The following is a 20924-nucleotide window of genomic DNA, read 5'->3' as shown; positions in this document are numbered from 1 at the left end:
CCTGGCTCGACCAGGCGACACACGTAGCCTCGGAGGCATGGCAGTCCCCGTCCCGCTCGGCACCGAGGACCGCACGGCACGCCTCACCCTGCGCCGCCCGGAGTCCTGGCGCCGCGAGGACACGCCCCAGGCGGACCTCCGCATCGGCGGCGACGACGTCGTGCTCACCGTGCGCTCACGCCCGAGCGACCGGACGATCGCCGAGGAGCACACGAGCCTCCTGGACCGGCTGCCGGGATCCGTCGACGGGCTCCTGCTCGTCGGTGTCGACGTCTGGACCACCGCGGACGCACCCGCCCGCCTCGTCGAGTACGTCCGGCCCGACGAGGACGGCGCCGTCGTCGGCGCCCACCTGCTCTTCGTGACCGGGCGGCACCGGGTCGACCTCACGATCGAGCGACCGCTGTCCCGCATGCTCGCGACCGACGACGTCGTGTTCGCCGTGCTCGACACCGTCCGGGCCACCGAACGCACGCCGGTACGACCGCACCGCGACCTCGAACCGCTGCCCGGGGCGCCGACGCCGACCGTCGTCGACGGGTCGCGCCTCACCGCCGAGGCCGTGACGACCCTCCGCAGCCTCGCCGGGCGCCGGTGGAACCCGGGCCTCCTCCGCAGCTCCGCCGGCCGTGAACTCATCGACGCGGGGCTCGTCGGACGCCTCGGCACCCTGCCGGACACCACGCAGGCACTGCTCGCCCCCTGGGGCGAGGACACCCAGCCGACCACGCTGGAACAGCGCCTCCCCGGCGGGGGCGAGTCGCGCCTCCAGGCCTGGGACGGCACCGTCGTCGACGGCACCGAGGACCAGGTGGTCGCCGCCGCCACGCCGGAGCGCGTGGTCGCGCTGATGGCCGGGAGGCTCGGCATCGGCCCGGCGTGGACCTTCCCGTTCCGGACGGGGTCGCTCCGGGCGGACCTCGTGGCACGCCGCCTCGGCGGCGGGGACAGCGCGCCGGGCCTCCCCGCCGACGTCGCCGAGGGCGACCCGCGGCTGGCGCGCTTCTGGACCGCCCCCTGGACGGTGTCGCACCTGCGGCGTCCGGGACGACCGGAGCCGGTCACGATCGTCCGGGCCGAGGGGCACGGCTTCGCGCGCGTCGGACGCACCGAGGCCGGGGCGACCGCGTTCTCGGCGGACTCCCCGGCCAACGTGTACCGGTCGGTGGTGCGGGCGGTGCTGGGCGCGTAGCGGACTGCAGCGCTCCCTCTGCCGACGTGTACCGGTCGGTGGTGCGGGCGGTACAGGGCTCCTAAGCGGCGGGCCCCGCGGTCAGCGTGACCGTCACGGTGTGCGACGTGCCGGCGGCGTCCGTGTAGGTGACGGTCACCGTGTCGCCGACGCTGTGCGACTGGATCGCCTTCGTCAGCGCGTCCGAGGTCGAGACAGCCGTCCCGTCGAGGGCCGTGATGACGTCGCCGGACTCGAGGCCCGCCTTCGCCGCGCCCGACCCCTCGACCGTGCCCGCGACCGCGACGCCGCCGGTCGTGGCGGTGCCGCTGACCTCGACCCCGAGGAACGCCGGCAGGCCGATCGTGACCGTCGAGGAGGACTCACCCGCGAGGATCTTCTCCGCGATCGACTTCGCGGTCGAGATCGGGATCGCGAAGCCCGTGACCTCCGTCGAACCCGAGGACGCCGCGGTCGCCATGCCGACGACCACGCCCTCGCTGTCGAGCACGGGCCCGCCGGAGTCGCCGGACACGATGTCCGCCGCGATCTGGATCATGCCGGTGAGGGACTCGGTACCCGTGCCGGACTCGCTCTGCACCTGGATGTCCTGGTCCGTGGCGGTCACCGTGCCCTCGGCGGCCACGAGGTTCCCCGTGCCCTCCGCGTTCCCGACGTCCGTGACGGTGTCGCCCGTCGACGCGCCACCGTCGTCGTCGAGCGTGACCGTGGAGAGGCCCGACGCGCCCTCGAGCTTGAGGACCGCGACGTCGTGCGTCGCGTCCGTCCCGACGACGTCGGCCTTGTACTCCTTGCCCGTCGTCTCGTCGGTGACGGTGATGCTCGTGGCGCCCTGCACCACGTGGTTGTTCGTGAGCACCGTGCCGTCGGAGGACAGGATCATCCCGGTCCCGGCGGCCTGCGACGACTCGTCGTAGTTGAGGACGGTGTTGATCGTGACGACGCCCTTCTTCTGTGCGCTCGTCGCGGCGGTCGCGGACGACTCCGTGCTCGTGCCGCTGCTCGTCCCGCCGTCGCTCGTGCCGCCCTGGCCCGTGCCGTCACTGCCGGTCCCGTCGCTGCCGGTCCCGCCGCCGGGGACGGTGAAGCCGTTCGTGCCGCTGCCGTCACTGCTGCTGCCGCTCCCCGTGCCCGGCAGGGTGGTCGTGCCCTGCGACTGGCTCGACGTCGTCGTCGGGTGCTGCGACGACAGCCCGAGCGCCGTCCCGCCCGCAGCGCCGACGATGGCGAGCGCGGCGATCCCGGAGCCGATGACGAGCCCGAGACGACGGTGCCGCCTCGTCCCCGCGGGAGCGTGGCCTGCGTACCCGGGGTGGTTCGCGGCCGCGGCGCCGTTCGCCCAGGACTGTCCGAGCGCCGGGCTGCCGACGAGGTACGGCCCACGACCGTCGGACGTGTACGCGTACGGCCCCGACCCGTCGGGTGCGTACAGGTACGGGCCGCTCCCGTCGAAGGCGTACGCCGGGCGGAGGGTCGACCGGTCGGCGTGGGGTGCCTCCCAGGCGCCCGGCGTCCGTCCGTCGGATCCGCTGGTCGTCGCGCCGTTCGTGCCGCCCGCGGTGGCGTCGGGGTTCGGGGTCTCGTTCATCGGTGCTCTCCGGTCGTCCCTCGACGACCCGGTCGGGCGTCGATGGATCCCAGTACAGGACCGTTCCCCAAGGAGACCCTATGAACGAGCACTGCGCACGCTCCCGGCTTGCTCGGGGACGGCCGAACGCGTGCGCCGGCCACGGAGGGCGCCCGCGTTAGGGTTGCCTCACCCCCATGGCAGCTCCCGTCCTCGCACCCGCCCCCGGCTCCGTCGGCCGGCTCGTCCGCGCCACCGTGCTTGCGGTCGTGGTCCTCCTGATGGCCGTCGCGCTGTCCGTGGCGTTCGGCTCCCGGCCGATCCCGCTCGGGACCGTCCTCGACACCGTGCTCCACCCGGGCCGGCAGGACGAGATCGGCCTCATCGTGCTCGGCAACCGGGTCCCGCGCACGGTCGTCGGGCTCCTCGCCGGCGCGGCCCTCGGCGTCGCGGGCGCCGTCATGCAGGGGGTCACCCGCAACCCCCTCGCCGACCCGAGCGTCCTCGGCATCAACGCCGGGGCCTCGCTCGCCGTGGTCGCCGGCATCGCCCTGTTCGGCCTGAGCGGCACCGCCGCCTACCTGCCGTTCGCCTTCGTCGGCGCCGGCCTCGCCGCCCTCCTCGTCTACGGCATCGCAGCCGTGGCCCGCCGCGGGCTGTCCCCGGTCGGCCTCGCGCTCTCGGGCGCCGTCGTCGCCGCGGCCCTCTCGTCGGTCACCACCGCGGTGCTCGTGACGGACCAGGCGCTGCTCGACCAGCTGCGCTTCTGGCAGGTCGGGGCGCTCGCCGGGAAGGACCTCGGGACCGCCGGGGTGATCACGGTGCCGGTCCTCGTCGGGCTCGTGGTGGCCGTCGCGCTCGGGCGGTCGCTCAACACCCTCGCGCTCGGCGACGAGCTCGCGGCGTCGCTCGGGCAGCGGGTCGTGCTCGTCCGGGTCGTCGGCGGGGTCGTGACCGTGCTGCTGGCCGGGTCGGCGGTGGCCGCTGCGGGACCGATCGCCTTCGTCGGGCTCGCGGTCCCGCACGCCGTCCGCCGGCTGACCGGACCCGACAACCGCTGGACGATCCTGCTGTCCGCGATCGTCGCCCCGGCGCTCCTGCTCGTGGCCGACGTCATCGGTCGGGTCGTCGCGTACCCGGGGGAGCTGCAGGTCGGGATCGTCACCGCGCTCATCGGGGCGCCCGTGTTCATCCTCCTGGTGCGATCGCGGGCGGTGAGGGGCCTGTGACGGCGGTGCAGCCACGGCGCCGTCGGCTCGTCGGCGCGCGCCGGGAACTGGTCGTCACCGTCGTGCTCCTGGCCGTCGTGGTCGCCCTCGTGCTCACCGGTCTCGGGGTCGGCGAGATCCCGCTCTCCCCGGCACAGGTCGTCGCGGCGGCCTTCGGCCACGGCGACGCGATCGCCGACTTCGTGATCGGACAGCTCCGGGGTCCCCGGGTGTTCGGCGCGGTGTTCGTCGGCGCCGCGCTCGGGGTGGCGGGCGCCATCGTGCAGAGCGTCGTCCGGAACCCGATCGCGAGCCCCGACGTCATCGGCGTCACCTCGGGCGCGAGCGCTGCCGGGATCACCGCCATCGTGCTGTTCGGGGCGTCCGGCGGGGTGCTGTTCGGCACGGTGCTCGTCGGCGCCGTCGTGGTGTCGCTCGCGATCGCGGCGCTGTCCTGGCAGCGGGGCATCACCGGCAACCGGGTGGTGCTCGTCGGGATCGGGGTCGCCGCGATCTGCCTCGCGGTCACCGGGTGGATGCTCACGAGCGGCACCGTGACCCAGGCGGGTACGGCGCTCCTCTGGTTGTCCGGGTCGCTCAACGCGGTCGACCGGAACCTGGTCGTCGTCCTCGCCGTCGCGTTCGTGGTGCTCATGGTGCTCGCGCTGCTGCAGTCGCCCCGGCTGACGGTGCTCGCGCTCGGCGACGAGGTCGCGTCGGCGCTGGGGCTCCGTCCGGACCGGGCGAAGGTGCTGCTGCTCCTGACCGCGGTCTGCCTCACCGCGGGGGCGGTGGCGACCGCCGGGCCGGTGTCGTTCGTCGCGCTCATGGCAGCACCGATCGCCCGGCGGATCGTCGGCGGCGGCCGGGTGGCCCTCGGTCCCGCGGCTGCCGTCGGCGCGGCGATCACCCTCGCGAGCGACCTCGTCGCGCAGTTCGCGATCCCGGGCACGGCGCTGCCCGTGGGCGTCGTCACGGGCGTGGTCGGCGCGCCCTACCTGCTCTGGCTCCTCGCCCGCGGGCGCTGACCGACCCCTGCTGCGGTCGGGACGACCCGCGGCCGTTCCGCCGAGGGGTCACGACGTGTCGCTCCCGCCCGGGTCGGGACACCCCGCGCTCGTTCCGCCCAGTGGTCACGAACGGTCGCTTCCGCCCGATCGGAGCGACACCTCGTGACCATCCGCCCGAGGTGAGCGGGGTGTCGCGACCACCCGCCGCGCCCGACCCCGCGCACGGCCGACTCGCGCGCCCGCCCGACCCCGCCCGCAGCGGACCGCGGTCGACACGCGCGGACCCCCTCCACGCAACATCGTGCGGTTTCCCGCAGGAGGTGCCCCGGACCCCCCTTCCGGGTGTCTGCACCGTTCGTTCTGTCCCCGTAGGTTCGCACCCGACCGGCGGGGGCAACCCGACGGCGTGCCGACCCGATGGCGCGCTGACCCCCGCGCAAGAAGGACCGTCATGCCCGAACAGCTCGACGGCGCCCCCGTGCGCCGCAGGCAGTGGGGTTCCGAGCGTCGTACCCGCCCGCTCGACACCCTCCACGCCCGACCCTCCGACCGGAAGCTCGTCTCCGGTCGCATCGCGATCATCCTCACCATCGCGTTCTGGCTCGCGTACGTCGTGTACACCGTGATCCGCCAGTTCCTCGACTACGGCACCGAGAGCTTCCGCTTCACCACGGAGGCGCTCTCATACCTGGTCGTCGTCACCTTCCTGACGTTCTCCGCCCTCATGCACCTCATCGCCCGCCAGGGTGCGATGGAACGCTTCGCCACCCACGTCCGCGTCCCGCGCGCCGAGCTCGACCGCCACTTCGCCGAGGGCCACGAGGCACCGATGACGGTCCTGGTGCCGAGCTACGCCGAGGAGCCCGACGTGGTCGCCACGACGCTGTGGTCGGCCGCGCTGCAGGAGTACCCGAACCTCCGCGTCGTCCTGCTCGTCGACGACGCCCCGTTCCCGACCGACCCCGAGGTGGCCGACAAGCTCGAGCGCACCCGGGCCGTTGCCGGCCGGATCCAGTCGCAGCTCGCGGCGCCGTCCCGCCGGTTCCAGGAGGCGCTGCTCGTCGCCGAGATCGACGCCGACACCGCGCCGCAGGCCTCGGTCGACGCGCTCCGCACCCTCGTCGAGCACCACCGCTGGGCCGACGCGTGGCTCCGACGGCACGCCCGTGAGCACGAGGTCGTCGACCACGTCGACCACTTCTTCCACGACCAGGTCCTCGTCGCGCTCGCCGACGAGTTCCGACTGACCTCGGAGGCCCTCGAGGCCGCGATCGTCGACGCCGTCGCTGCCGACCACGCCTTCACCGAGGTCACCAGCGCCCGCGCCCTCGAGCTGACCCGTCGCCTCGCCTGGACCTTCACTGCCGAGATCACGACCTTCGAGCGGAAGCGGTTCGTGAACCTCTCCGACGAGGCGAACAAGGCGATGAACCTCAACTCGTACATCGGCCTGCTCGGTGGCGCGTACGCGTTCGAGGAGACCGCGAGCGGCACGGTGCTCCGGACCGTGTCGGACCCGACGACCGCGGACCTCGTCGTCCCGGCGTCCGACTACGTCCTGACCCTCGACGCCGACTCGGTGCTGCTCCGCGACTACTGCCTGCGGCTCGTGTACTTCCTCGAGCAGCCGGAGAACGCCCGCGTCGCCGTGACCCAGACGCCGTACTCGTCCTTCCGGGGCGCGGCGACCCGCATCGAGCGGCTCGCCGGTGCGACCACCGACATCCAGCACATCCTCCACCAGGGCATGTCCCGCCACAACGCCACCTTCTGGGTCGGCGCGAACGCGGTCATCCGGACCCGGGCGTTGCGCGACATCGAGGAGGTCGAGACCGTCGGCGGCTTCGAGGTGAAGCGCTACGTGCAGGACCGCACGGTCATCGAGGACACCGAGTCGAGCGTCGACCTCGGCATGCACGGCTGGACCCTCGTGAACTACCCCGAGCGGCTGTCCTACAGCGCGACCCCGCCGGACTTCGGCTCGCTCATCGTCCAGCGTCGCCGCTGGGCCAACGGCGGGCTGCTCATCCTCCCGAAGTACCTCCGCCAGGTGCGCGAGCGCCGGCAGCGCGGGGAGCGCGTCGGGATCGTGGAGATGTCGCTCCGCGTCAACTACATGGCTTCGATCGCGTGGGGGTCGCTCGGGCTCATCTTCCTGCTCGCCTACCCGTACGACTCCCGGCTGCTCAGCCCGATGGTGCTGCTCGCCGCGCTGCCGTACTTCTGGCTGTTCGCTTCGGACCTGAAGTACTGCGGCTACAAGCGCACCGACATCCTCCGGATCTACGGCTTCAACCTCATCCTGATGCCGGTGAACGTGGCCGGCGTGCTCAAGAGTGTCCAGCAGGCGCTGACGGCGAAGAAGATCCCGTTCGCCCGCACCCCGAAGGTCCGCGACCGGACGGCCTCGCCCGCGCTGTACGTCCTCGCGCCGTACGCGATGGTCGCGTTCTCGGTCTTCACGTTCGTTCGCGACTCCCAGGCGCAGAACTGGGGCAACGCCGTGTTCGCGGCGTTCAACGCCCTGCTCGCGCTGTACGCGATCGTCGCCTACATCGGCATCTGGAACTCGATCGTCGACGTCTGGCTCTGGGCCACGAAGTGGATGTACTACGACCCGACCGCCCGGGCCGCCCGTCGCGCCCGTCGCCGGCAGGCACGACAGGACCGGAAGGCCGCGCGCAGGGGCCTGCTGCCGGAGCCGGAGCCGGTCGTCGAGGACTGGCGCGCGGTGCTCTACTTCGGCCACGGCGGGGCGGAGATGCCGACCCGCCACGGCGTCGGCACCGTCGGCGCCCCGGCGACCCGGAGCACCCCGACCGTCACGACCACCACCTCCGACGAACGGACCGCTGCCTGATGTCCTCCACCAGACGACTCTCCCCGTTCCGGGTCGGCCTCGCGGTCGTGGTGACCGCCGCGGTCGCGGTCGGCGGCTACGCCGGCTTCGACCGGTGGCAGTCCGCGCACGCAGCCGACGCCCAGCAGAGCTGGTTCGCCGCCTACACGGACGTGACCGCCACCCCGACCTTCGCCTTCGAGGACGTCAAGTCCGCGAAGGGCCGCGACGTCATGCTCTCGTTCGTGGTCGCCGACCACGACGCCGCCTGCACCCCGACGTGGGGCTCGGCGTACTCGCTGCAGGGCGCGTCCGACTCGCTCGACCTCGACCGGCGGATCGCCCGGCTCGAGCAGCAGAAGGGCGAGGTCGGTGTGTCCTTCGGCGGACTCGCGAACGACGAGCTCGCCACGACCTGCACGAGCGCGTCGGACCTCGTCGGGGCGTACCGGACGGTCGTGCAGCGCTACGACGTCAGCACGGTCGACTTCGACGTCGAGGGCGACGACCTCACGAACCACGCCGCGGGGAAGCGTCGAGCCGCCGCCGTGAAGCAGCTGCAGGACGAGCGTCGCGCGGCGGGCCACCCGCTCGCCGTCTGGCTCACGCTGCCCGCGGCACCCGGTGGCCTGACGAGCGACGGGACCACCGCGGTCGCGCAGTTCCTCAAGGCCGGGGTCGACCTCGCCGGCGTCAACGCGATGACGATGGACTACGGCCAGAGCAAGGGCTCGAGCCAGAGCATGTACTCGGCCTCGGTCCAGACCCTGCAGGAGGTCCAGCGCCAGCTCGGCATCCTGTACACGCGGTCGGGCACGCCGCTCGGCGACCGGACGCTCTGGCACAAGATCGGCGCGACGCCGATGATCGGCCAGAACGACGAGCAGGACGAGGTGTTCTCGCTCGCCGACGCGACGAAGCTCAACGCGTGGGCGCGGGAGCGCGGACTCGGGCGCATGTCGATGTGGTCCCTGAACCGTGACACCACCTGCGGGTCGAACTACGTCAACCTGTCGACGGTGTCGAACTCCTGCTCGGGGGTCGACCAGGGCGGTGTCCTGTTCGCCGACGTCCTCGGCAAGGGCTTCACCGGCGGGATCGTCGCGGCGGCATCGGACGTCACGAAGGCCGAGCCGAGCGCGACCGTGCAACCGACCGACGACCCGAAGACGAGCCCGTACCCGGTGTGGAGCGCGGACGCGTCCTACCTCGAGGGCACGAAGATCGTCTGGCACCACAACGTCTACGAGGCGAAGTGGTGGACCTCGGGCGACCTGCCGGACGACCCGGTGCTCAGCGCCTACGAGACGCCGTGGCAGCTCATCGGCCCGGTGCTGCAGGGCGAGAAGCCGGTGCAGCAGGTCACGCTGCCGAAGGGCACCTACCCGTCGTGGTCCGGCACGAAGCAGTACGACACCGGGGCGCGGGTCCTGTTCGACGGCGTGCCGTACCAGGCGAAGTGGTGGAACACCGGCGACAGCCCGGAGGCCTCGACCAGCGACCCCGACGGCTCGCCGTGGGTGAAGCTCAAGGACTCCGAGATCAAGCAGATCCTGTCGGATCTGCAGCAGTGACGCCTCCGCCCCGGCAGTGTCGGTCCGCCGGTGGCGACCATGTGACGGACGGGAGGCGCGGTGCGGGCATGCGCCGTCCCTCCCGTTGTCTCGGTGTGGGTGCCGTGCACGTTCGCTGATCGCGGACTGCCGAGTTGTGAACAGCCCGTTTCCGGGCTCCCGCGGGGTCACCCGTTTCCGATACGCTGATGGGCCAAGAGAGGGAGGTCCACGATGTCCGATCCAGTGGTCCCGCAGCAGGGTCCGGCCGGCAACGACGCTCGCACCCAGCAGCAGCGACTCGTCGACACGACGATGACCTTCAGCCTGGAGCAGGCTGCCGCCCTCACGCCCGAGTCCGGCATCTCGACGGAAGAGCGCGACGCGATCACGGCGCTGCCCTCCGGCTCGGCGCTCCTCGTGGTCCGTCGCGGCCCGAACGTGGGCGCGCGGTTCCTCCTCGACTCCGACGTCACGACGGCCGGTCGGCACCCCGACGCCGACATCTTCCTCGACGACGTCACGGTGTCGCGCAAGCACGCGCAGTTCCTCCGCCACGGCACGAGCTTCACCGTGAAGGACCTCGGGTCGCTCAACGGCACCTACTTCGACGGTGCCCGCATCGACGAGGCACTGCTCACCGACGGGTCCGAGGTCCAGGTCGGCAAGTTCCGCCTGACCTTCTACGCCTCCCGGGTCGACCTGGCGCGCCTGGCGACCGCGTAGTGCCCGCGCGGTCCGCCGCGGCCCGGGCGGGGTCGGCGGCGCCGGACCTGCTCACGATCGGGCAGGTCCTCGCTCGCCTCAAGCCGGAGTTCCCGGACCTCGCCGGTTCGAAGCTGCGCTTCCTCGAGGAACGCGAACTCGTCACGCCGGTCCGCACCGCCAGCGGCTACCGCAAGTTCTCGCCGGCCGACGTCGAGCGCCTGCGCATCATCCTCGGACTGCAGCGCGACCACTACCTGCCGCTCAAGGTCATCAAGGAGTACCTCGCCGACCTCGACGCGGGTCGCGAACCGACGCTGCCGGGTGGGGGAGAAGCACCGAAGCCGTCGATCCTCGGGCGCGAGCGCCGCTACACGCGCGAGGAGACCGTCCGCGCTGCCGGGGCCACGCCGATGCTGCTCGCCGATGCGGTCACCGCGTCCCTGCTGCCCGCGACCGACACCTACGGCGACGACGCCGTCGCGGTCCTGAAGGCGCTCGTCGAGCTGCAGCGCTCCGGCATCGAACCGCGGCACCTGCGGACCTTCCGGGCGACGGCGGAGCGTGAGGTCGGGCTGATCGAGTCCGCGCTGATGCCGGTCTCGCGTCGCGGAGACGCCACGTCGAAGGCCAAGGCCACCGAACTCGCTCGGGAGATCGCGGGGCACCTCGAGACCATCCGATCGCAGCTCATCCGGTCGGCGATCGGGCGTCTCGACGCATGAAGCGCTCGCTGGGGGAGGCTCCCGTTTCTGGCGGGTGTCGGAGGGCGGGGCGTATCCTCGACACGCCGGACGCGCCGGAGCGGATGTCCCGCGCGCGACGGCTCGGAGTCGCTACCGTGGACCTCGGAACAACTCTCAACCCGGCATTGAAGCTTCGGGTGAGGGCTCGATCGTCGTGGAAGGCAAGCGCATGAGTGGGACTGACACCCCCGGTACCGGGTCGGACATGACGCGGTACGACCTCGGTCTGCTCTTCACCGACGGCATGCCCGAGCACGACGAGCAGAACGGCTACCGCGGCACCGTCGCCGCCCGTGCAGCCGGCATCTCCTACCGTCAGCTCGACTACTGGGCCCGGACCGAACTCGTGCAGCCGACGATCCGTGGTGCCGCGGGTTCCGGCTCGCAGCGGCTCTACGGGTTCCGCGACATCCTCGTGCTCAAGCTCGTGAAGCGGCTGCTCGACACCGGCATCTCGCTGCAGCAGATCCGCACCGCGGTGAACCAGCTGCGGGAGTCGGGCGTGTCCGATCTCGCACAGACCACCCTGATGTCCGACGGTGCCTCGGTCTACCTGTGCACCTCCGACGACGAGGTCATCGACCTGGTCTCCCGTGGGCAGGGCGTGTTCGGCATCGCGGTGGGCAAGGTCCTGCGCGAGGTCGAGTCCTCCCTCGTGGAGCTCGACGCGGCTCCCGCTGCCGATCCGGACGACGAGCTCGCCGCTCGCCGGGCGTCGCGCGCGTCCTGACGCTGCTGCCGGGCCGTTGCCCGGCGCTGTCGGGCGTGGTCGCCGCTGCCTGGCCCTGGCGTTGCCGGGTCGCGACACCCCGCTGAGTGTCCGTCGAGCGGTCACGCGCGGTCGGTGTCGCGGGGTTCGAGCGACGCTTCGTGACCGATGGCCGATTGTGAGCGGGGAGTCGTGACCCTCGAGCGACGTCACGACCAACGTCGGGCAGGACCGAGGCCGGGGCCGCGGCGTCACGGGCGCCGGGCGCCCCGCCGGCAGGACCGAGGCCGGGGCGTCATGGGCGCCCCGCCGGCAGGACCGCGGCCGAGGCGTCACCGGCGCCCCGCAGGCAGGACCTAGGCCGCGCCGCCCTCGGCGTACGGGCCGATCTTGCCCGTGCGCATGATGCGCTCGAGCAGCTGGTCGAAGTTCTTCGCCATCTCCTGCGCCGACTCACCCGGCCAGACGTGCAGCGGCTTCGCCGCACCCTGCGCCTGCTGCAGCGACGTGCGCTCGGGCAGCTGCGGCGACAGCACGAGCGGCCCGAACATGTCGCGGAGCTCCTTGATGCGGAACTGGTGCTCGAGCGACTGCACGCGCGCCCGGTTCACGATGATGCCGAGCGGCTGCAGGCGGGGGGAGAGCCCGCGTCGGATCTCCTCGATCGCACGGAGTGCCCGGTCGGCAGCGGCGACGGAGAACAGCCCCGGCTCGGTGACGACGGTGACCCGGTCGGACGCCGCCCACGCGGTGCGGGTGAGGGCGTTCAGCGACGGCGCGCAGTCGATGAGGACGAGCTCGTAGTCCTGCTCGACGTTCGCGAGGGCCTCTTCGAGCTTCCAGATGTCGCGGATCGACGGGTGCGGCCCGTCGAAGTTGATGGCCGAGGGCGAGCCGACCATGACGTCGATCTTGCCCTGGGAGCCCTTGGTCCACCCGGACGGGGCGATCGCCTGGCGGACGATCTTCTCCTTCGGGTTCTCGAGCACGTCGGCCACGTTCAGGTGTCCGGCGAGGTTGATGTCGAGGCCCGTCGAGACGTCGGACTGCGGGTCGAGGTCCACCACCAGCGTGCGCAGTCCCTTGGCGAACGCGGCCGAGGTCAGGCCGAGCGTCACCGTCGTCTTGCCGACACCACCCTTGAGGGAGCTCACGCTGAGTACATGCACGGTGAGCAACGTTACCGCGACTAGGGTTGTCTCACCTCAACCCCGGGCTGAAAGGGACCTCGTGTTCAGCAAGATCCTCGTGGCGAACCGTGGCGAGATCGCCATCCGTGCATTCCGTGCCGCGTACGAGTTGGGCGCCCGGACCGTCGCCGTCTACCCGTACGAGGACCGCAACTCGCTGCACCGGTTGAAGGCGGACGAGGCCTACCTGATCGGTGAGCCGGGGCACCCGGTGCGGGCCTACCTCGACGTCTCCGAGATCATCCGCGTGGCGCGGGAGTCCGGCGCCGACGCGATCTACCCGGGCTACGGCTTCCTGTCCGAGAACCCCGAGCTCGCCGCTGCCGCTGCCGCTGCCGGCATCACGTTCATCGGTCCGGGCGAGCACGTCCTCGAGATGGCCGGCAACAAGGTCACCGCGAAGGAGCACGCGATCGCCGCCGGCGTTCCCGTCCTCGCGAGCACACCGGCGAGCCGCGACGTCGAGGAACTCCTCGCGGGCGCCGACGCCATCGGTTTCCCGGTGTTCGCGAAGGCGGTCGCGGGCGGCGGCGGGCGGGGCATGCGTCGGGTGGAGACCCGGGACGAACTCCGGCCCGCGCTCGAGGAGGCGATGCGCGAGGCCGACAGCGCCTTCGGCGACCCGACCATGTTCCTCGAGCAGGCCGTGATCCGTCCGCGGCACATCGAGGTCCAGATCCTCGCCGACGCCACCGGCACCGACGCCGGCACGATCCACCTCTTCGAGCGCGACTGCTCGGTGCAGCGCCGGAACCAGAAGGTCGTCGAGATCGCCCCGGCGCCGAACCTCGACCCGTCGATCGCGGCCGCCCTGCACCGGGACGCCGTCGCCTTCGCCCGCTCGATCGGCTACGTGAACGCGGGCACGGTCGAGTTCCTGCTCGACACCGACGGCGAACGGGCCGGCCAGCACGTCTTCATCGAGATGAACCCCCGCATCCAGGTCGAGCACACCGTCACGGAGGAGGTCACCGACGTCGACCTCGTGCAGTCGCAGATGCGGATCGCGGCGGGGGAGACCCTGGCCGACCTCGGGCTGTCGCAGGACACCGTCGCGGTCCACGGCGCCGCGCTCCAGACGCGCATCACCACCGAGGATCCCACCCAGGGCTTCCGACCGGACACGGGCAAGATCACCACCTACCGCAGCCCGGGCGGCGCCGGCGTCCGACTCGACGGCGGCACGATCGCCACCGGCGCGCAGATCAGCCCGCACTTCGACTCGATGCTCGCGAAGATGACCTGCCGCGGTCGTGACTTCCCGGCGGCCGTGTCCCGGGCCAAGCGCGCCCTCGCCGAGTTCCGGATCCGCGGCGTCAGCACGAACATCCCGTTCCTGCAGGCCGTCCTCGAGGACCCGGACTTCGACCGCGGCGACGTGTCGACGAAGTTCATCGAGGAGCGCCCGCAGCTCTTCGGCGGCCACGTGTCGAAGGACCGCGGCACCAAGATCGTGAACTGGCTCGCCGACGTCACGGTGAACAAGCCGAACGGCGAGCGGCGCCCGCAGACCGTCGAGCCGAGCGAGAAGCTCCCCGCGGTCGACCTGTCCGCCGCGCCGCCGCCCGGGCAGCGCGACCGGCTCCTGGAGCTCGGCCCGGCCGGGTGGGCGCGGTCGCTCCGGGCACAGACGGCGCTCGCGGTCACCGAGACCACGATGCGCGACGCTCACCAGTCGCTCCTGGCGACCCGGGTCCGCACGAAGGACCTCGTCGCGGTCGCTCCGCACGTCGCTCGCCTGACGCCGCAGCTGCTCTCCGTGGAGGCCTGGGGCGGCGCGACCTACGACGTCGCGCTCCGTCTCCTCGGCGAGGACCCGTGGGAGCGCCTGGCGGCACTCCGGGCGGCGATGCCGAACATCCCCGTGCAGATGCTGCTGCGTGGCCGCAACACGGTCGGCTACACGCCGTACCCGACCGAGGTCACCGACGCGTTCGTGGCCGAGGCCGCCGCCAGCGGCGTCGACGTGTTCCGGATCTTCGACGCCCTCAACGACGTCAGCCAGCTGCGACCCGCCCTGGAGGCAGTGCTCGCCACCGGCACGTCGGTGGCCGAAGCGGCGCTCTGCTACTCGGGCGACCTGCTCGACCCGGCGGAGGACCTCTACACGCTCGACTACTACCTTCGCCTCGCGGAGCAGATGGTCGAGGCCGGCGCGCACGTCATCGGCATCAAGGACATGGCCGGGCTGCTCCGCGCCGGCGCCGCGGAGCGGCTCGTCGCCGCCCTCCGGGAGCGCTTCGACCAGCCCGTCCACGTGCACACGCACGACACCGCCGGCGGCCAGCTCGCGACGCTCCTCGCCGCTGCCCGGGCCGGTGCGGACGCGGTGGACGTCGCCGCGGCCCCGATGGCGGGCACGACGAGCCAGCCGAGCATGTCCGCGCTCGTCGCCGCCCTGGCGCACACCGAGCGCGACACGGGGCTGTCCCTCGACGCCGTCGGCGACCTCGAGCCCTACTGGGAGGCCGTCCGCCGTGCGTACGCCCCGTTCGAGTCGGGGCTGCCCGGCCCGACCGGCCGCGTGTACAAGCACGAGATCCCCGGCGGCCAGCTCTCGAACCTCCGGCAGCAGGCCATCGCGCTCGGCCTCGGCGACCGCTTCGAGCAGGTGGAGGACTGGTACGCCGAGGCGAACCGGATCCTCGGACGCCCGACGAAGGTGACCCCGTCGTCGAAGGTCGTCGGCGACCTGGCGCTCCAGCTCGCCGCGGTCGGGGCCGATCCGGCGGACTTCGAGGAGCACCCGGAGCGGTACGACGTGCCGGACTCCGTGATCGGCTTCATGGCGGGCGAGCTCGGCGACCTGCCGGGCGGCTGGCCCGAGCCCTTCCGGTCGAAGGTCCTCGCCGGCCGCGACGTCCGCACCGAGGTGACACCGGTGCCCGAGGCCGAGCGCGAGCACCTCGCGACGCCGGGGCGCGACCGGCAGCAGGCGCTGAACCGGCTGCTCTTCCCGCAGCCCACCCGCCAGTTCGAGGAGGTCCGCCAGCGTTTCGGCGACCTCTCGGTCGTCCCGACCGTCGACTACCTCTACGGGCTCCGGCCGGGGCAGGAGCACGTCGTGCGCCTCGGCAAGGGCGTCGACCTGTTCGTCGGCCTCGAGGCGATCGGCGAGGCGGACGCGCGGGGCATCCGGACGGTCATGGCGACCCTCAACGGGCAGCTGCGCCCGGTGGCGGTCCGCGACCGGTCGATCGAGGTCGAGACGAAGGCCGCCGAGAAGGCCGACCCGTCCGACCAGAAGCACGTGGCGGCGCCGTTCTCCGGCGTCGTGACGCTCAAGGTCGCCGTCGGTGACGTCGTCGTGGCCGGCCAGGCCGTGGCGAGCATCGAGGCGATGAAGATGGAAGCGGCCATCACGGCGCCCGTGGCGGGCACCGTCGGCCGTCTCGCGATCCCGGCGACCCAGCAGGTGGACGCCGGCGACCTCCTGGTGGTGCTGCAGTAACGTGACCGTCCGTCCCATCCGCCTCTTCGGCGATCCCGTCCTCCGTTCCCCGTCCGACCCGATCCGCCCCGAGGCGCTCGGCTCCCAGGGCGTCCGGGACCTCGTGCAGGACCTCATCGACACCGTGAAGGAGCCCGGGCGCGCCGGCGTCGCGGCCCCGCGGATCGGCGTCGGCCTCCGCGCGTTCTCGTACAACGTCGACGGCGAGGTCGGCTACGTCCTCAACCCCGAGGTCGTCGAGGTCTCCGGCGAGCCCGAGCTCATGGAGGAGGGCTGCCTCTCCGTGCCCGGTCTCGGCTACCCGACGAGGCGGTGGCCGCACGCGAAGGTCCGCGGTGTGGACGTCGACGGGAACGAGGTCGTCCTCGAGGGCGACGGCCTCATGGCGGAGGCGCTGCAGCACGAGGTGGACCACCTCGACGGCACCGTCTACGTGATGACGCTCGACCCCGAGGTCCGCCGTCAGGCACTCCGCGACATCCGGGCGCAGGACTGGTTCCACTGACGTCCGCGCGTTGCTCGGAGTGACACCCCCACGGGGGATTGTCGTCTCGTCCTGACGAGGAGGTACCGTACCGTCGTCGGCTCCCCACCGACGTCGTACCCCCACACCCCCAGGACAGCATCATGGCCGCTCAGGACAACGAGCTCAGCTCGCACCGCACCCGCACCAACCTCCGACCCGAACCGGTCGCCTCGACGACGTCGTCGACGGCCGTGCTCGACGCACCGACCGCGGAGTTGGCCCCGCAGGGCTGAGCTCGAGCGGGGTGCGTCGCGCCCCGCGCACACCGCGAACCGCCGGGAGGCCCGGTGCCGGTCCCAGGGACCGGCACCGGGCCTCCCGGCGGTCGCGTCGCGTGTCTCAGCCGCGTCGACGACGGCTGGTCACCACCGGCGTCGCGGTGGTCTGCACCTTCGAGCCGGAGTAGATGTGCTCGATGTCCGCGGCGAAGTCCCGCATGATGACCGGTCGCTTGATCGTCAGCTTCGGGGTGAGGTGCCCGGAGGCCTCGGTCAGGTCGGTGTCGAGGATCGTGAACGACCGCACCGACTCCGCCCGCGAGACCCGCTGGTTCGCGGTGTCCACGGCCTCCTGCACGGCCTGGTGCACCCGCTCGTCGTACGCGGCCTCGTGCGGGCTGAGGACGGGGGAGATGCCCCGCGCCTCGCACCAGCCCGGGAGCATGTCACGGTCCAGCGTCACGAGCGCCGCCACGAACGGCTTGCCCTCGCCGACGACGACCGCCTGCCCGACGAGCGGGTGCTCGCGGATCGCGTCCTCGAGCGGGGCCGGTGCGACGTTCTTGCCGCTCGCCGTGACGATGAGCTCCTTCGCGCGACCGGTCACGGTCGGGACGCCGTCGTCGTCGAGCCGCCCGAGGTCGCCGGTGCGGAACCAGCCGTCCGCGAAGGCCTTCTCGGTCGCCTCGTCGTTCCGCCAGTACCGGTCGAACACGTCGACGCCGCGGATCAGGATCTCGCCGTCGTCGGCGATCCGGACCTCGACGCCGGGGAGCGCCCGCCCGACCGTCCCGATGCGCAGCTCGCCGGCGCGGTTCACCGTCGCCGGGGCGGTGGTCTCGGTCAGCCCGTAGCCCTCGAGGATGAGGACGCCGATGGACCGGAAGAAGTGCGACAGCCGCGGCGAGAGCGGTGCGGAGCCGCTGACGGCGTAGCGCACGCGCCCGCCGATCGCGTCGCGCAGCTTGGCGTAGACGAGCTTGTCGAACAGGGCGAATCGCAGCCGGAGTCCGAGCGGGACCTTCCCCGACGTCAGCGCCTCGGAGTGCGCGACCGCGGTGGCGGCGGCCGCGCGGAAGATCCGGCCCTTGCCGCCGAGGTCGGCCTTCTGCTCGGCCGAGTTGTAGATCTTCTCGAAGACCCGGGGGACCGCGAGCAGGAACGTCGGTCGGGAGGTCGACACGGCCTTCATGAGGTCCTTCGTGTCCGGTTCGTGGCCGACCAGCACGCCGGCGGAGAGCGACATCGCCGCGATGAACCGCGCGAAGACGTGGGCCATCGGGATGAACAGCAGGGTGGACGATCCCTCGGCGATGACCTCGGGCATGGCCTCGGACGCGCCCTCGACGGTGCCCGTGAAGTTGTCGTGGCGGAGCACGCAGCCCTTCGGACGCCCGGTCGTGCCGGACGTGTAGATGATCGTCGCGTCGTCGTGCCCGTGCACGGTCGCCGTGCGGGCGTCGAGGTCCTCGTCGCTGACGTCCTCGCCGAGCCGGGCCAGGTCGTCGAGCCCGCCGCCGTCCATCGTCCAGTGCTGGCCGAGGTGCGGGAGGTCCGGCGCGATGCCGGCGACCCGGCGGGCGTGCTGCTCCTGCTCGACCACGATCGCCACGGCCTCGGAGTCGGAGAGGATCCAGCGGATCTGGTCGGGCGAGCTCGTCTCGTACACCGGCACGGAGACCAGGCCGGCGGTCCACACGGCGAAGTCGACGAGCGTCCACTCGAGGCGGGTGCGGGACAGGATCGCGACGTGCGCGCCCGGCTCGAGGCCGGCGGCCACGAACCCCTTCGCGATCGCGCGGACGCGGGCGAGGGTCTCGGCGGCGGTGATCGGCGTCCAGGTGTCGCCGTGCCGTTCGGCCAGGATCGGCCGGTCCGGCGTGAGCCGCGCACGCTCCGTGAGGAGCCGGGCTGCCGAGCCGTGGTCCGGCGCGACGGGACCGGCGCCGGGACGTGCAGCGTGCCTCCCGGCCGGTGTCGCGGACGGCGACGCGCCCGCCGGAGCCGCGGCAGACTGCGTGGTGGGTTCGGTGCTGGTCGCGGCGGTGCCCTGTTCGGCGGCGGCGCTGGTGAGGCGCTCGGGTCGCTGATCGTTCACGGTGACTCCCTCGTCGGCCGGTTCGATTCGAGTGCACCTCATCGTCGAGGTGACACTGCCAGCATAGGGGCGCACGCCGGGCGTTCCGTGTGGACGGAGCCGTGCGTTCGGTGTGGACACGGCGAACCGGTAGGCTCGTGGACCGTGCACGCCATCGGAATCGACATCGGGGGCACCAAGATCGCGGGAGCGGTCGTCACGGAGCTCGGCGAGATCCTCGCCGAGGACCGCGTCGCCACGAACGCTGCGGACCCGGACGCCATGCTGGACGACGTCGTGGCGATGGTCACGCGCCTCCGCGCCTCGCACGAGGTCGGCGCGGTGGGCGTCGCGGCCCCCGGGTTCATCGACGCCTCGCAGTCGATCGTCTACTACACGCCGAACATCCGCTGGCGGAACGAACCCCTGCGGCAGAAGCTCCAGCAGCGCATCGGCGACCTGCACATCACGGTCGACAACGACGCGAACGCCGCGGGCTGGGCGGAGTTCCGCTTCGGAGCAGGTCGGCTCGTGTCCGACATGACCATGCTCACGATCGGTACCGGCGTCGGCGGCGCGATCGTCACCGAGGACCGGCTCTTCCGCGGGGGCTTCGGCACCGGCGGCGAGATCGGCCACCTCCGCATCGTGCCGAACGGCCTGCCCTGCGGCTGCGGCGCCCGTGGGTGCATCGAGCAGTACGGCTCCGGCCGCGCCCTGCAGCGCATGGCGAACGACGTTGCGGACGCCGGCGGCATCGGGTCCGCCCTCGCCGACGCACGCGAGCAGAACGGCGGTCACCTCGACGGGAAGATCGTCGGCGACCTGATCCTGGCCGACGACCCGGGTGCCCTCGCGGCCCTGCGGCGGCTCGGCCGACACCTCGGTGAGGCCTGCGCCTCGCTGTCCGCCGTGCTCGACCCGCAGCTGTTCGTCTTCGGCGGCGGCGTCGCGAGCGCGGGGGACCGGCTGCTCGAGCCGATCAAGCAGGCCTACCTCGGCAACCTGCCGGTACGCGGCTACCACCCGGAGCCCGACTTCGTCATCGCCGAGCTCGTCAACGACGCCGGGGTCGTCGGGGCCGCCGACCTCGCCCGGATCCACGCCCGGACGGCGTAGGGTCGGGCGCACCCCACCCCCTCGGAGTCATCGATGACCTACTGGCTGCTGAAGAACTTCGTGCTCGGCCCGCTCATCCTCACGCTCTTCCGGCCGTGGGTCATCGGGCGCGAGCACGTGCCCGCCAAGGGCCCCGTCATCTTCGCCTCGAACCACATCTCCTTCATCGACTCGGTGATCCTGCCCGCGGTGCTCGACCGCCGCATCTCGTTCCTCGCCAAGAGCGACTACTTCACCGGGCGAGGGCTCAAGGGCTGGGCGACGAAGACGTTCTTCAACGCGATCGGACAGCTGCCCATCGACCGCTCCGGCGGCAAGGCGTCCGAGGCGTCGCTCCGCACCGGCCTCCAGGTCCTCGCCCGCGGTGAGCAGCTCGGGATCTACCCCGAGGGCACCCGCAGCCCCGACGGCAAGCTGTACCGCGGTCGCACCGGCATCGCCCGGATGATCCTCGAGGGCCGCGTCGTCGTCGTGCCGGTCGCCATGGTCGGCACGCGTGAGGTCCAGCAGATCGGGCAGCGGTTCCCGAAGTTCAAGCGGGTGGGCGTGGTCTTCGGCAAGCCGCTCGACTTCTCGCGCTTCCAGGGGTTCGAGACCGACCGCTTCATCCTCCGCAGCGTGACGGACGAGGTCATGCACGAGCTCGCCGGGCTGAGCCGCCAGGAGTACGTCGACGTCTACGCGACGAGTGTCAAGGAACGCGCGAGCTCCGCACGCGAGCAGGTCATGAAGGAGCGGGGCGGCACCTCCGGACGGTAGGCTCGTACGGTCCGGCAACCCGGCCGGACGGCGGGTCCACGACCGCAGAAGCGGT

Annotated in this window: 16 protein-coding genes; 13 read left to right on the top strand and 3 right to left on the bottom strand. The window is 72.3% G+C overall.

Annotation, left to right across the window (positions count from 1 at the left end; genetic code table 11):
• Positions 1-37 precede the first annotated feature (37 nt).
• Positions 38-1192 carry a hypothetical protein gene (locus IEY20_RS06480; protein WP_175329639.1) on the top strand — a complete coding sequence of 385 codons (1155 nt, stop codon included), beginning with the start codon at positions 38-40 and terminating at the stop codon, positions 1190-1192.
• 61 nt (positions 1193-1253) lie between these two features.
• Here IEY20_RS06480 and IEY20_RS06475 read toward each other — a convergent pair whose 3' ends face one another.
• A complete protein-coding gene (locus IEY20_RS06475) occupies positions 1254-2780 on the bottom strand; it encodes a S1C family serine protease (protein ID WP_175329640.1) in 1527 nt (508 codons plus the stop codon).
• Positions 2781-2956: 176 nt separating this feature from the next.
• Between IEY20_RS06475 and IEY20_RS06470 the strand changes: the two genes are divergently transcribed.
• The 7 genes from IEY20_RS06470 to IEY20_RS06440 all read left to right on the top strand — a co-directional run bounded on the left by IEY20_RS06470 (position 2957) and on the right by IEY20_RS06440 (position 11550).
• Complete coding sequence (locus IEY20_RS06470) at positions 2957-3988, top strand: FecCD family ABC transporter permease (RefSeq protein ID WP_175329641.1); 1032 nt, start codon at positions 2957-2959, stop codon at positions 3986-3988.
• A gap of 5 nt (positions 3989-3993) precedes the next feature.
• The gene (locus tag IEY20_RS06465) at positions 3994-4995 is read left to right on the top strand and encodes a FecCD family ABC transporter permease (protein WP_175329666.1); all 1002 of its coding nucleotides are present in this window, start codon (positions 3994-3996) and stop codon (positions 4993-4995) included.
• Between the two features lie 433 nt (positions 4996-5428).
• The gene (locus IEY20_RS06460) at positions 5429-7837 is read left to right on the top strand and encodes a glycosyltransferase family 2 protein (protein WP_175329642.1); all 2409 of its coding nucleotides are present in this window, start codon (positions 5429-5431) and stop codon (positions 7835-7837) included.
• On the top strand, positions 7837-9390 hold the full coding sequence (locus IEY20_RS06455) for a chitinase (RefSeq protein WP_175329643.1): 1554 nt from the start codon (positions 7837-7839) through the stop codon (positions 9388-9390). The genes IEY20_RS06460 and IEY20_RS06455 overlap by 1 nt, the downstream gene beginning before the upstream one ends.
• Positions 9391-9684: 294 nt before the next feature.
• Entirely contained in the window at positions 9685-10095 is a 411-nt protein-coding gene (locus IEY20_RS06450; RefSeq protein ID WP_175329667.1) for an FHA domain-containing protein, read from the top strand.
• Positions 10095-10799: a transcriptional regulator FtsR gene (gene ftsR / locus IEY20_RS06445; RefSeq protein ID WP_022902147.1), complete on the top strand. Its 705-nt coding sequence runs from the start codon at positions 10095-10097 to the stop codon at positions 10797-10799. Before IEY20_RS06450 ends, ftsR begins: the two co-directional genes overlap by 1 nt.
• 190 nt (positions 10800-10989) lie before the next feature.
• Entirely contained in the window at positions 10990-11550 is a 561-nt protein-coding gene (locus IEY20_RS06440; protein ID WP_058725924.1) for a MerR family transcriptional regulator, read from the top strand.
• A 335-nt stretch (positions 11551-11885) separates the two neighbouring features.
• On the opposite strand, the gene IEY20_RS06435 is transcribed toward IEY20_RS06440, so the two are convergent.
• On the bottom strand, positions 11886-12698 hold the full coding sequence (locus IEY20_RS06435) for a ParA family protein (protein ID WP_027465232.1): 813 nt from the start codon (positions 12696-12698) through the stop codon (positions 11886-11888).
• 61 nt (positions 12699-12759) lie between these two features.
• On the opposite strand from IEY20_RS06435, the gene IEY20_RS06430 reads away from it, so the two are divergent.
• From IEY20_RS06430 to IEY20_RS17265, 3 genes are all read left to right on the top strand, one after another.
• Positions 12760-16170: a pyruvate carboxylase gene (locus IEY20_RS06430; protein WP_175329644.1), complete on the top strand. Its 3411-nt coding sequence runs from the start codon at positions 12760-12762 to the stop codon at positions 16168-16170.
• 1 nt (position 16171) lies between these two features.
• The gene (locus tag IEY20_RS06425; RefSeq protein WP_175329645.1) at positions 16172-16675 is read left to right on the top strand and encodes a peptide deformylase; all 504 of its coding nucleotides are present in this window, start codon (positions 16172-16174) and stop codon (positions 16673-16675) included.
• A 122-nt stretch (positions 16676-16797) separates the two neighbouring features.
• Entirely contained in the window at positions 16798-16929 is a 132-nt protein-coding gene (locus IEY20_RS17265; protein ID WP_268239142.1) for a hypothetical protein, read from the top strand.
• A gap of 106 nt (positions 16930-17035) precedes the next feature.
• Here IEY20_RS17265 and IEY20_RS06420 read toward each other — a convergent pair whose 3' ends face one another.
• Positions 17036-19012 (bottom strand): AMP-dependent synthetase/ligase, encoded by a 1977-nt coding sequence (locus tag IEY20_RS06420; protein WP_188888979.1) that lies wholly within the window; start codon positions 19010-19012, stop codon positions 17036-17038.
• A 144-nt stretch (positions 19013-19156) separates the two neighbouring features.
• Here IEY20_RS06420 and IEY20_RS06415 point away from each other — a divergent pair, with 144 nt between their 5' ends.
• On the top strand, positions 19157-20110 hold the full coding sequence (locus IEY20_RS06415; RefSeq protein WP_175329647.1) for an ROK family glucokinase: 954 nt from the start codon (positions 19157-19159) through the stop codon (positions 20108-20110).
• A gap of 33 nt (positions 20111-20143) precedes the next feature.
• Positions 20144-20869 carry a lysophospholipid acyltransferase family protein gene (locus IEY20_RS06410; RefSeq protein WP_022904584.1) on the top strand — a complete coding sequence of 242 codons (726 nt, stop codon included), beginning with the start codon at positions 20144-20146 and terminating at the stop codon, positions 20867-20869.
• Positions 20870-20924 lie beyond the last annotated feature (55 nt).

It is taken from the genome of Curtobacterium luteum (genome assembly GCF_014646995.1).
GTDB lineage: Bacteria > Actinomycetota > Actinomycetes > Actinomycetales > Microbacteriaceae > Curtobacterium > Curtobacterium luteum.
This window is presented reverse-complemented; position numbering and strand designations above follow the sequence as displayed.